Source organism: Blautia faecis (assembly GCF_020554845.1).
Taxonomy (GTDB): domain Bacteria; phylum Bacillota; class Clostridia; order Lachnospirales; family Lachnospiraceae; genus Blautia_A; species Blautia_A faecis.
This window is the reverse complement of the sequence record NZ_JAJCIA010000014.1, coordinates 62,854-75,204: the sequence shown is the minus strand read 5'-3', so window position 1 is coordinate 75,204 and position 12,351 is coordinate 62,854. Positions and strand designations below refer to the sequence as shown.

Sequence of the window (12,351 nt, the reverse complement as noted above, 5' to 3'; positions counted from 1 at the left end):
AAGCATGATAAAAAACTCCAGATCAGACATGTAAGAATGTAATCAGAATTATAACATTTAAAGTCCACTGTGAAAAGCACTTTATAAAAATTTTATAAGTGCTTTTCACAATCTCAGATTAAATCTGAATCGTCCTTCCCAGTTCTGCGGACGTTCTGTGTGAAATGGAAATAACGGTACGATCCTTTGCCACACGTTTCAATGCGGCCAGAACAGCCTTCTCTGTCTCCGCATCCAGGTTTGCAGTAATCTCATCCAGAAGAAGCAGTTTGGGCTCTGCCACTGCTGCCCTGGCGATGGATAGCAGCTGCCACTGTCCCTGGGAAAAAATCTCCGGGGTGCAATAAGTATCGTAACCATTTTCCAGACTCTCAATCGCCTCTTTTAAACCTGTAAGCTCTGCAACAGCCTTTACCTGACGCTCAGAGATCCGGTCATCATATAATGTAATCTGGTCGCGTACGGTTCCCGGCACCATGTGAAAAGTCTGCTCTACGTATCCAAAGAGTTTCCGTCGTTCTCCAGCCCTCACAGCCGTTGCCGGAATGCCGTGGAGCAGTACCTGTCCCTGATCCGGCTCATAAAGTCCAAGAAGCAGCTTCAATATCGTACTCTTTCCTGCACCAGTTCGTCCGAGTAGAGTCACCTGATCGGTATCCATCACCTTGAAATTCAGATGTTCCAGCACCACATGCTCATCATAGCCGAAGGTTACATTCCGGAATTCTACAAACGGAAAACTATTACTGCCAGAAGCTCCCAGTCTGTGCCTTTCTTCCATATCAGCCATCGCTTCCTTTCGGCTAATCTTTTCATTTCTGTTTTCTTCTATTTTTGTTGCCGGATTATTCCAGGTTTTCTCGGTATCTCCATTCTCCTGTGCGCCATTTTCTTTCTCCTCCAGCCCAAAGAATTCATTAATCCTATGGATTCCAGCTACCGCGGACTGGATGGTCTGAATCTCCATTCCAAGACTTTCCACCGGCGAAAAAATCTGTGAAATATAGTTGATCACAGCCACTGCAGTTCCCGCAGACATTCCAAAAAACGTGAGCACCATCTTATTTCCAGATGCTGAAAGCAGCATCACAGCTGCAACCACGACTGCATTTAAAATCAAGATCACCGGTGAATATACTGCATCATAAAAATTGGTTCTCTCCATTGCCTGGTAACTTTCACCGATGTAAGTGTCGTAACGCTCTTCCATATATTTTTCCCTGCCAAGGCAATGGATGGTACGGATATTATGAAGGGTTTCCGGCACATGTCCAGAGGCTCTTCCCACAGCCTTACGGTTTTCGATCTGGGCTGCCAGCATGTTTTTCTGCACATGTCTGGTAAACCAGAAAAGAAATGGCAGTATTACAAGAAGCACCACAGCGAGACCCTTATTTTCAAACCAGATCACCACCAGAATACTGATAATCTTGCAGGCGTCAGCAAACATACTGATGATCCCTGAGGTAAAAAGATTTTCCACAGTATCTACATCACCAACAAAGCGTGAAGCCAGAGTTCCAGGTTCCAGCCCTGTCAGTTTGTCAGAAGTAAGGCATATGAATTTTTCCATAAGGCTGCTTCTAAGTGCATGTGTGATTTTCTGCCCAAATACGGTAAGCAGACCTTCCCTGGCAGATTCCATGAATCCGGTAAGTGCAAGCATTGCAAAATAAAGGAAAATCACCCAGAATGTCACGGCTTTTCCCGCTGTGACTGTATCTACGATTTTTGCCAGGATCAGCGGCGGGATAAGAGCCGTTACCACTGCGCCTGCTACAGCAAAAACAATACCCATAGACAGCCATTTCTGCTGCAGAACTGTTTTCCAGATCACACCTTTTACCTGTCTTTTTTTCGCTTTTGCAAATTTCCCTATGCCCCTGTTTTCTGCCGGAAAAACATTTGCATCTGACCTTCTGCTCTTTTTCAAAATCATATTTTCTTCTGATTTCAAGTTGTTCTTATTTCTGTCTGTCTTCACTCTCTGCACCTCCTTCCTCAGTAAATAATTTCTTATACTCCGGTACCTTCTCAAGCAATTCTTCATGCGTACCCACCACTGTTTTTCCATCTTCCATCCAGATGATCTGATCCATCTGCGGAAACAGATACAAACGGTGGGAAATCAGCAGCACAATATTCTCTTTCGACTGTGCTTTTAAATTGGCAAAAATCTGTCTCTCTGTGCTCTTATCCAAAGCCGAAAAAGGATCATCCAGAATCAGAACCGTTTTTTTGTGGCAAAGAGTTCTTGCAAGAGCCAGACGTTTTCCCTGTCCGCCCGAAAGACGTACGCCACCATTTCCTACCAGAGTCTGTAAACCATCATCCATCTCATTTACTTCTTCTGCCATGCAAACCATTTTCAGGAAATCCTCTGTCTTTTTCTGTTCACCCATAAGCACATTGTTTTCCACGCTGTCGTTAAACAGCTCCGGATCATGACCAAGATAGCCTATGATATTCGTCTGCCAGGATTGGGGCATATTCTGAAGCTCTTTGCCATCCACAAGAATCTGACCTTCATATGGATACTCGCACAAAAATACTTTTCCCAAAGTAGACTTTCCGCAGGCCACTGGTCCGGTAATTCCGATTATCTGCCCTTTTTCAGCCTTGAAGGAAATATCCTTCAGAATCTGTTTCCCATCCGGATAAGCAAAATTCAGATGACGGACCTGCAATTGTTTTACGTTCCTGTAACGAATTTCTGACTGGGCTATCTCTAGCTGAGATAGTTCCTTCTGCGACAATGTTTCTTCTGCATGTTTAGCAGACACATTTTCGATCTTTTCCACTTTCCCATTTTCCAGAATTCCAGACACATTTTTCTCACTCTTTGGAATTTCTTCCTGCTTTGTCAAAAGCGGCTTAATACGCTTCCAGGAAATCTGCGCCTTGTGCACTGCATTAAACAGCTTCGCTGCACTGGATGACTTCACGGACAGCTTCACAAAACATGCCAGGAAAGTAGTAAAAGATGCAATCGTCCATGTGCTCCAGCCTGTTCCCAGAACATTTTTCTGTCCAAAATACAGGATAAACAGTACCCCGGTCATGGAAATGATCCGGTACAAAGGCGGCATGATGGAATTCCAGATATTCGCTTTTACTGCTGACTTTTCATAAGCGGTAAGATTTTCTTCATATGCCTTGCGGCGATCCTCTTCACATCCAAAAACACGGTATGTAACAGCATTTTCCGCCCGATCCAGAGTCGCTGTACTTAAATGTCCAGACTGCTCTTTGTATGCAGTTCCGGTTATCTGGATCATTTTTTTCATTTTTTCCGCCGTCATATAAGAAACCGGCGGGAAAATCATGCAAAGCAAGGCAAGCCTGAAATCATACCACAAAAGCATTCCTGCATAAGCAGCCAGGGCAACTCCTGTATCAAAAATCTCCGTAGTGAATTTGCGCATTCCCTCTACGCAGTCATCCACATCCAGTATTGCCTTGGTCATAATGCTTCCCTCCCCCTCTTCCCGAAGGCTTGCACGACTTTTCCGCACCAGACTGGCATACAGGATTTCTTTCATTCTGCGATTTACATTGTTGGCAAAACGCCGCACATAAAACCTCTTGATATATCTGGCAGTCTGGACAATTGCAATGGCGGTCACATAGCCCAGCACCAGAACCAGCATATCTGAAAACTGGTCAGCCCCTTTCAGGATATCCACCAGGCAGCCGGTCATTTTCCCCTCAAACCAGGGACCTGCCAGAAGGCCGATATTATAGATCAAACCGGATATAGTCACTGCCAGAAGCACTTTCCATTCTTTCTGAAAATAGGAAAACACCCTGTCCGGCAGAAAATTTGTATGATGTTTCGCTTTCATCTGACATTTCCTTTCTGCCTTAAAGCATAACGATACAAAAATGAGACAAAACACACTATGTAAGCTTTACCTCTTATCGCAGCAGCCGTCAGCGTCTCATGCAGGCATGAACCTGGTCACGTCGCTTGCGTAAAGAAAAAAGGAGCCGCTCACTTCCAGCTTTTCCAGAAAGTGCCGCAGCTCCATACCACAGACCATGCCCTCATAATCTGCTTATTATTTTATTACATCTTATCCGGTGCCTCGAATCCAAGAAGATCAATACTTGTCTCAAGCACTCTCTTGGTCAGCTGCAGAAGACGGATATAGGATTCCTTCTGCGCCTGATTCTCTTCACTGAGGATCTTGGTCTCATGATAAAAGCTGTTGAATGCATTGGAAACCTCATAAATATATGCACAGATTTTATGCGGAGCTTTTTCCTCAAATGCACTCTCGATCATACTTCCAAATCCACTGAGCTGAAGCATCAGGTTCTTCTCGCTGCCGTTAGATGCCGGAAGGATCTCACCTGCTTCAAGATTTCCGCCTGCTTCCACATAACGGTTCAGGATGGATTTGATACGAACGATTGTATAAAGGATGTACGGACCTGTATTTCCCTCGAAAGAGGTGAAGCGGTCTACATCAAAAATATAATCCTTGGTAGCCTGATTGGAAAGATCGCCATATTTAATTGCTGCCAGACCTACAATCTTAGCAGTATCTCTTGCATCTTTATCACGGACACTTCTGTTCTCTACGATCTTTGTGAACATTTCCTCATCAATATCGGCAATCAGGTTCTCAAGGCGCATAACACCGCCCTCTCTTGTTTTAAACGGTTTGCCATCTTTTCCATTCATAGTACCGAAGCCAAGGAAGGAAAGCCTTGTGTCTTCTTTCACAAGACCGGTCTTTCTTGCGCAGCGGAAGACCTGAATAAAATGAAGCTCCTGACGTTTGTCAACAACGTAAAGGATCTCATCTGGCTGGAACAGCTTCATACGCTCTACAATTGTGGCAAGGTCTGTAGTAGTATAAAGAGATGCTCCATCTGATTTCAGAAGCATACATGGCGGGATTTCCTTGGTATCGGTCTCCTCTTTAACGTCTACAACAAGCGCTCCCTGATCCTCATATGCAAAGCCTTTTTCCTTCATCATCTCTACCATGTCCGGAATGTAAGGCTGCGCATCAGACTCTTTTTTCCACAGATCAAAGGATACGTTCAAATTCGCATAGTTTCTCTTAAGGTCTGTAACAGAAACACTCATAATGTGGTTCCAGAGAGCCATGTACCCCGGCTTACCCTGCTGAAGAAGATGAGTTGCCTCCAGTGCTTCCTGACGGTATGCCTCATCCTCCTTGGATTTGCCGCTTGCACATGGATAAATCTCCTCAAGCTCACTGATAGTAAAAGGTGCCTCTGCAGGATATTCACCTGTATAGCTGTCATCAAAATATACAAGCTCCGGCTGTCTGTGCTTCAGCTCTGTAATGATCAGTCCCATCTGAAGTCCCCAGTCACCAAGATGAACATCACCGATCACCTTATGGCCTACGAAACGACCGATTCTCTTAATACTTTCACCAATAATTGCAGAACGGAGATGACCTACATGAAGAGGTTTGGCAACATTCGGTCCGCCGTAATCGATTACGATGGTCTTCGGCTCTTTGGCTGTGTCTGCACCAAGCTTCTCATCCTTCTCCATCTCTTTCAGATAATCTGCAAGAAACTCTTCGCTGACTTTCAGGTTGATAAATCCGGGCTTTACCATTTCTTTCATGGAAAATACTTTGGAATCTGCCAGATTGCCCACTACGTCATCTGCGATCATAAATGGTGCTTTCTTATAAGCCTTAGCTCCCGCCATGGCACCATTGCACTGGTATTCGCAAAGATCAGGACGGTTGGAAACGCCTACTTTACCGTAGGATGAATCGTATCCTGCTTTTTCAAATGCTGCAGAAAGCTCTTCTGCCATGTAGTCTGTAAGTTTTTTCATAAATCCTCCTAAATTTTCTTCTCAGAGAGAATACTTCTGTTTTCTTCTGAATTCGTTCCGAAAATATATATTCTATTTCGGAATCTTTTCTAAAAAAATCAATTCTTTTCAATTACTATCTATAGGTGACATCCAAAACTAATGTTTATAAACTATAGCCATTTCTTAGCTTCTATGCAGTCACTTTCTTAGAACATGCGATTGCAAGAGAACCATATCCAATATGGCATGCCACACTAAGTGACAGCGGATCCATATGGATTTCCATACCAGGAAAGGTTTCCTGCATCTCCTGCTTCCACTCTTCTGCCTCTTCCGGATTACCTGTGTAAGCAGCCTGAAGACACATTTCTCCATTCTGGACAAACGGTGCAAAGCGTCCCTCAAAATCTGCCTTCATAGCCTTCAGCATAGTACGTCTGGCCTGCTTCTTGCCTCTTACCTTGGCAAAAGCATCCAGCTTCTCACCCTGGAGCTGCAGCACCGGCTTCAGATTCAAAACGGTACCTATTGCAGCTGCAGCAGGTGTGATCCTGCCGCCCTTTTTCAGATATTTCAGGGTTTCCAAGGTAATATAAATACTGGAATTAAATTTCTCTTCTTCCAGGATCCTCTTAATTTCAGCTCCGCTTTTACCTGCATCCCGAAGGGCAATCGCGTCCACCACAGATTGACGCTGGGTTACGGAAATTCTCTGATTATCTACCACGTGCACTCTGCCCTCATACTCCTGGGCAAGTCCCATTGCAGTAGCACAGGTAGCGCTGAGACCACTTGACATGGGGATCTGTACAATCTCATCATACTCTTTCAGAAGGTTGTCCCATAATCCCATAGTCTCTCCCGGGCTTGGCTGGGAAGTGGAAATAGAAGCATCCGACTTCAGCCACTGATAAAATTCATCCTGGCTCAGGGTAATTCCCTCCAGGTACATTTTCTCATTAATAAAAAAAGGCATAGGAATAACAGACACTCCAAGTCTGCGTCCTTCCTCCTGTGTAATGCCGCTGTTACTGTCCGTTACAATGGCAATCTTACTCATTCAATCTCTCCTTATCTCATAAAAACTCATGTTCCTGTTCACTTCGTTCACAGCAACAGGCTTCGCGAACCTTACCAATGAACAGTAACAAACTCGCCGCCGTCCTGCCTTTTCTTCTGGCAGCTGGTTCTTTTTTCCCAGTAAACAGCGACTGTAAATCTTCTTTCCCTATTCAGGGTCTTAAAGTCTATTATAATACCTGCGCTCCAGTCTGGCAAACACTTTAAAGAAAAGTCTCGAAAAAAATGTACCAAAATATTTCTTCATCTGTAAAATTCTTTTGGCAAAAAAGAAAAAAAGACAGCCTACACCGCCCCTATAAGCAGTGCTGCTGCCCCACATTTTATAATACAGCCAATTCCGCTCATCAGCCGCTCCGCCTGCGCCATAGTTTTCGGGAACATGATGTACCAGCGGAAAGCTTCCATTGTTTTCCGGAGCTTCGCAGGCCAGAAAGAGAAATCTGACCATTTGTCCGGCAGCCAGCTTTGGGGAATATGGGATAAGAGCCTTACGCAAAAAAAAAGGCCGATTCCCCACAGTAAAATTCTAATAACAAAGCAGCTACATTTTCTAAAATCAATTTTCTTTTCTCTACTTCTTTGAATTCCATTTTCCCAGGTTCCGCGCTCCATCTCATACAGCCACCTGGAAACAGTTCTTATAAGCATTACAAGAAAAGTCACTGGAAACCAGGGCAAAATCACTTCCAGCCAGCTGTCATCCACTAATATTCCGGATAGTCCGTTTCCCACGAGAAAATCAGATGCAGCACCCTCCAGTTCCTGACCTTTTTTACCTCGGATCAAAACCTGAGTGCAAACCAGATTTTTTTGTGGCGGACGGATAAGGATCATATGCTGATTCCAGGATACCACACCTCGCACTTCGTAAATCTGCTCTCCCACAGTCAACTGACTTCCCGCACAATTTTCACTGCCGAAAAGCTCCAGGGCTGTGTCTTTATCGATCACGCATCCGGTTTCATCATTCTCTTCTAATAAAGCAGCCTGTCGGTCGTACAAAGCAGCCATTCCCACAACGCCTGTCACCCGAGCATTTGCCTGTCTGAAATCCTCTGGATTCGTAACCACCTGAACGCCTCCATTCCACGCAAAACAGAGATCTGCAATCTCATCATCACTTTGATAATTTTCCCAGATCTGCTTTGCCAGGTTTACTGCAGGATAATCTTCATACAGTTCAACCACCGCTATGTCTGTTTTTCCCACCTTCACATAATCTTTCATTCCAGAATAAAATAAAAAGGAGGCCAGCAATGCTGTCATAATTATTCTCATATATTTTAAAAAATAATTCTTCTTTTTACTTTCCATGCTAATTTTCAGAAATCCTCACCCTGCTTCCATCCTTCAGTTCCCTGTCTGCCTGGACGATCACAGCCTGATCCGTAGAAAGGCTTCCCTCACCCAATGCAGCAGTTGTCTGGTTTTTATCCTGCACAGTAACTTCCACTTTTCTTGCAACCATTACCGTTCCAAGCACTGTATTTTCTGTGTCTGTAACATACACATAGACCTTCCCATTCTCCTGGTACAGCGCTGAAAGCGGAACGCAGCAGGAATAAGGCCCAGCATCTTTTGATATGGAAAAATCTCCGCTCTGACCGATGGACAGACTGTCCTCCAGCATTATGATGGACAGGTCACGAATATCATTCTCCTCCTTATTTTCTGTTATATTTTCCACTGTTGCGCCAGAAATATCATTATTGTTATTATCTGTGATTTTCACATCTGCACCGGCAGATACATATTTTATATCTTCTTTTGAGATGGTACCAGTCATTCGAAGAGTACCATCGGCTGAATATAAAACTACTGCTGCGGTCTGTCCTGTAAGGTCTCCGGTTTGCACAGACAGACTTTTGATCACACCGTCAGAAGGAGACGAAATCACTCCCTCTGTGCTTTGAAGCACTGTAATCTTTTCCATATCTGCTCTGGCATTTTCCAGTTCTCTTTGTACGTTCTCCAAGGTACTGTCTGAAGACTCCGGCGCACTGGCATCGGACAGAGCTTTTCCGGCACTTGCCAGAGTCTGGTTTCTTCCCGCGATCACTTCATTTAATGCTTCCTGTCTGGCTCGCAGATCATCCTGAAGGGCAGTTTCTGTGGCGGAATCATCCTCCTGTGTTACAGTGGTCTCACCATCATTAAACCCTTCCTCTCCATCTGTGAAGCCACTTAAATCATCCCCGGAAGTCTTTGCTTCCTTTTCCCTGTAAAATTCGTCAAGCCGCTGTTGGGCTATCTGAACTTCCGCCCTTGCATTATCCACGGAAACATTTCCGCTTTGCACAGCCAGATCATAAGAATTTCCAGCCCATGTCTGCTCCGCTGCACGCTTCTGGCTGTTCACCTTTTTCTGGCTTTCCAGATCCTTTGCCTGCCCTTCCAGAGTTTTTACTTTATCATCCAGATTCTTCAAAGCCGCCTGAATGCTGTTCTGGGATAGCTTCAATAAAATATCCCCTTTTTTCACAGTCTGCCCTGCATGTACCATCACCTGCTCCACCTGCAGATTTTCCAGTACAAACACCGCCACTTCCTGACTACCCTCCACTTTTCCAGAGCCTTTCACCTCATGAGTGATCATCTGATTTGCCGGGTTCTTAGTCTGGATCTGTATCACATTTACAGAATCCGAAACTCTTGACAATATGGTAAAAATCAGCATCATTACAAAAAACAGGCAAGTTGCCTGAATTAATTTTTTCTTCATGTCAAACTCCCATTCTGTTCCTGAACATATTTGTAAAACACTCTGCATTCTAACTATTTCTTTTAAATTCCATTGACAATATATTTTATCAAACTGTCGTTTTTTATCGTCACTTTCCAGTTGTTTCTCTTTTTATTCCTTTACCGCCGTAGAGACAATTCCCTGCTCCAGGTAGTCCTGTCCGGACAAAAATACCAGAACTGCCGGGGCCAGCGCCACCACAGAGGCCGCAAATGCAAACCCTGCCTGCTCCAACTCAATATTAGGCAGGTACAAAGACAACGGCCACAATTCTTTTGTTTTCAAAAATGCCATCGGCTGTTCGATCAGATTCCAGTATTCCAGAAAGCCCAGAACAATGGCAGAAATGACGCCAGGTGAGCCCAAGGGGATGGCAACTATAAAAAACAGTTTAAGCTCACCTGCACCGTCAAGTCTTGCCGCTTCCAGAAACGCCAGAGGAATCCCTTTGAAAAAGCGGTACATAATAAATATGGGGAATGTAGAAAAAAACGCCGGGAAAATAATCCCCAAAAGCGAGTCAAGAAGCCCAATTTTATCCAACACCAGATAATTGCCAAGAAGCATAACCTGAAACGGCATCATCATCAGTGCAATATACAAAGTAAACAATATATTTTTCCCTGGAAAATCAAATTTGGCAAATCCCCATGCAGCAGGCATTCCAACCAGAAGCCCGCCAGCGAGGGCACCAGCCGTAATCTTCACCGAGTTCCAGAACATTACGAAAAATTCCGGTGAATCCAGCAGTACTTCCACATAATGTTTCAGAGTCGGATATTCCGGAAACAGCTTCCAGGAAGCATATCCTTTCGCCCCCTCCTGCAGCACTGGAAACAGCAGATCTGTAAGCTCATTTTTTCCCATAAGAGAACCAACTACCAGAAATAAAACAGGAAATATAAAGACCAAAGCTAAAAGTACAAGAAAAAAACAAGTTATCTTTTTCACTTCTTAATCCTCTCTTTCCCATGCTTTTTGCAGTAAAAGTACCAGAACCATGATCGCAATTCCAGTAACCACTGCCGCAGCCGCCATCTTATCCATGGCCAGGTCTCTGTACCAGTTATTGAACAGATGCTGCAGAAGATACATGTTCTCCTGTGGATAATCTCCTGCGACCAGATAAGCCTCCCGGAATACTTTAAAGCCGTTCAGCAGCGACAGAACTACAATGGTAAAAAGAGAGGGTAAAAGATTGGGACAGGTAATCCTGGTAAAGCATTTCCAGGCACCTGCTCCATCCACCTTTGCTGCCTCATAAAGAGATTCCGGAATTGTGGAAAGGCCTGCCAGCCACAGTACAATGTCATACCCTAAATTTCGCCAAATATAACTGATCACCAGCACCCAGAAGGTAGCCTTTGTATTCAACCAGTCTATACTTTTCAACGACAACATTTCCAGAAAATGGTTCAAAAGCCCCTGTCCATTAAAGAGTACTTTCCATAAAATTGCCACAGAAGCAACTGGAATGGCCATTGGAAGCAGAAATGCGGTTTTCATCAGCTGCTTCTGATTTTTTCCAAGTCCATTTAGCAGGACAGCAGCTGCCAGTGACAAAACCACCAGTAACGGAATACAGATTCCGAAAAACCGCAAGGTATTTTTCCCGGCAAGAAGAAATGCCTGATTGGAAAATATCATCTGATAATTCATAAATCCAGTAAACACTCCATTTACAGCTCCAAAAAAAGATCTGCGGATCACATCCACATAAGGAAGCAGCCAGAATACACAGACTCCTGCAAAGCTAGGGAGAATAAATAAAATCCCTTTCAGGGCATGTTTTCTTTTCAAAAAATTTCCTCTTTTCTACCTTTCATTCAGCATTATAAAAATAGCAAAGAAATCTCTATTCTTTCTCTAAAGCGTGTTTGAAAAAGGCTTTCTGCAAGATGTGCGCCACAATTTGTGGGAAATTTTGTCCGGTTTTCAAACAGGCTTTAAAATTAATTAGAGAAATTTTAGAGATTTGCGTATATAATGGATAACAGATTATAAGAAGAGGAGTTTCTTATGAGAATCTTAATAATAGAAGATGACAAAGATCTGGCGCAGCTTACAAAGCTTGCACTTGAAAAAGAAAATTTCACGGTAGATATATGTCTGGATGGTGCGGAAGGTCTTTACTATATGCAGGAAAATATGTATGATCTGGTACTTCTGGACCGCATGCTTCCTTCCATGGATGGAACCCAGGTTTTGAAAGAAGCCAGACAGTCCAACATCTCAACCCCTGTTATTTTCCTTACGGCACTTGGCGAATTACAGGACAAAGTCAACGGATTGAACTGCGGAGCAGATGATTACATGGTAAAGCCCTTCGCCTTTGAAGAGCTTCTTGCAAGAATCCACAGCATTATGCGCCGTCCCGGAAAATGGGGTGACTTAAATCTTCTGAAGCTGGGAGATATTGCTTTTGATCCTGAATGCGGGCGCCTTACCAAGGGTGCAAAAGAATGCACTCTTTCCGGCCGCGAAAGTGCTCTTCTGGAAGTATTTCTCCGAAATCCCGGTCAGGTTCTTCCCAGAAACCTTCTTCTCTCCCGCGTATGGGGCATGGAATCCGACGTAGAAGAAGGAAATCTTGACAACTACATACATTTTCTCCGTCGCCGCCTGAAATCTGTGGAAAGCACACTGGTTCTCAAAACCATACGCGGGATAGGTTATCAGTTGGAGGTCTGCCAGTAAACAGAAATCT

10 protein-coding genes are annotated in these 12,351 nt (G+C 44.1%); 2 read left to right on the top strand and 8 right to left on the bottom strand.

Features of this window, described 5'->3' with window-relative positions; all coding sequences use genetic code 11:
- Positions 1–118 precede the first annotated feature (118 nt).
- The 8 genes from LIZ66_RS08880 to LIZ66_RS08845 form a co-directional block, all read right to left on the bottom strand.
- The gene (locus LIZ66_RS08880; RefSeq protein WP_226815230.1) at positions 119–1,798 is read right to left on the bottom strand and encodes an ABC transporter ATP-binding protein; all 1,680 of its coding nucleotides are present in this window, start codon (positions 1,796–1,798) and stop codon (positions 119–121) included.
- 166 nt (positions 1,799–1,964) lie between these two features.
- A complete protein-coding gene (locus tag LIZ66_RS08875; RefSeq protein WP_195477819.1) occupies positions 1,965–3,845 on the bottom strand; it encodes an ABC transporter ATP-binding protein in 1,881 nt (626 codons plus the stop codon).
- A gap of 224 nt (positions 3,846–4,069) precedes the next feature.
- On the bottom strand, positions 4,070–5,836 hold the full coding sequence (gene argS, locus LIZ66_RS08870; protein ID WP_118579438.1) for an arginine--tRNA ligase: 1,767 nt from the start codon (positions 5,834–5,836) through the stop codon (positions 4,070–4,072).
- 172 nt (positions 5,837–6,008) lie between these two features.
- Entirely contained in the window at positions 6,009–6,878 is an 870-nt protein-coding gene (locus LIZ66_RS08865) for a DegV family protein (RefSeq protein ID WP_226837633.1), read from the bottom strand.
- 305 nt (positions 6,879–7,183) lie between these two features.
- The gene (locus tag LIZ66_RS08860; RefSeq protein ID WP_226837634.1) at positions 7,184–8,167 is read right to left on the bottom strand and encodes an ABC transporter permease; all 984 of its coding nucleotides are present in this window, start codon (positions 8,165–8,167) and stop codon (positions 7,184–7,186) included.
- A 49-nt stretch (positions 8,168–8,216) separates the two neighbouring features.
- Complete coding sequence (locus tag LIZ66_RS08855) at positions 8,217–9,623, bottom strand: HlyD family secretion protein (protein WP_226837635.1); 1,407 nt, start codon at positions 9,621–9,623, stop codon at positions 8,217–8,219.
- 132 nt (positions 9,624–9,755) lie between these two features.
- The gene (locus tag LIZ66_RS08850) at positions 9,756–10,595 is read right to left on the bottom strand and encodes a carbohydrate ABC transporter permease (RefSeq protein ID WP_226837636.1); all 840 of its coding nucleotides are present in this window, start codon (positions 10,593–10,595) and stop codon (positions 9,756–9,758) included.
- Positions 10,596–10,598: 3 nt separating this feature from the next.
- Positions 10,599–11,444, bottom strand: a complete 846-nt coding sequence (locus LIZ66_RS08845; protein WP_173770078.1) for a carbohydrate ABC transporter permease — start codon at positions 11,442–11,444, stop codon at positions 10,599–10,601.
- A 77-nt stretch (positions 11,445–11,521) separates the two neighbouring features.
- Between LIZ66_RS08845 and LIZ66_RS19950 the strand changes: the two genes are divergently transcribed.
- Together LIZ66_RS19950 and LIZ66_RS08840 are read left to right on the top strand one after the other, a co-directional pair.
- Entirely contained in the window at positions 11,522–11,638 is a 117-nt protein-coding gene (locus LIZ66_RS19950) for a DUF6783 domain-containing protein (RefSeq protein ID WP_408611519.1), read from the top strand.
- 25 nt (positions 11,639–11,663) lie between these two features.
- Positions 11,664–12,341, top strand: a complete 678-nt coding sequence (locus tag LIZ66_RS08840; RefSeq protein ID WP_118579423.1) for a response regulator transcription factor — start codon at positions 11,664–11,666, stop codon at positions 12,339–12,341.
- Positions 12,342–12,351 lie beyond the last annotated feature (10 nt).

Bases quoted from the DNA above. Each gene is read 5' to 3' on its own strand.
- LIZ66_RS08880 (WP_226815230.1), bottom strand. From the start codon at position 1,798: ATGGGTATTGTTTTTGCTGTAGCAGGCGCAGTGGTAACGGCTCTTATC.
- LIZ66_RS08875 (WP_195477819.1), bottom strand. From the start codon at position 3,845: ATGAAAGCGAAACATCATACAAATTTTCTGCCGGACAGGGTGTTTTCC.
- argS (WP_118579438.1), bottom strand. From the start codon at position 5,836: ATGAAAAAACTTACAGACTACATGGCAGAAGAGCTTTCTGCAGCATTT.
- LIZ66_RS08865 (WP_226837633.1), bottom strand. From the start codon at position 6,878: ATGAGTAAGATTGCCATTGTAACGGACAGTAACAGCGGCATTACACAG.
- LIZ66_RS08860 (WP_226837634.1), bottom strand. From the start codon at position 8,167: ATGACAGCATTGCTGGCCTCCTTTTTATTTTATTCTGGAATGAAAGAT.
- LIZ66_RS08855 (WP_226837635.1), bottom strand. From the start codon at position 9,623: ATGAAGAAAAAATTAATTCAGGCAACTTGCCTGTTTTTTGTAATGATG.
- LIZ66_RS08840 (WP_118579423.1), top strand. From the start codon at position 11,664: ATGAGAATCTTAATAATAGAAGATGACAAAGATCTGGCGCAGCTTACA.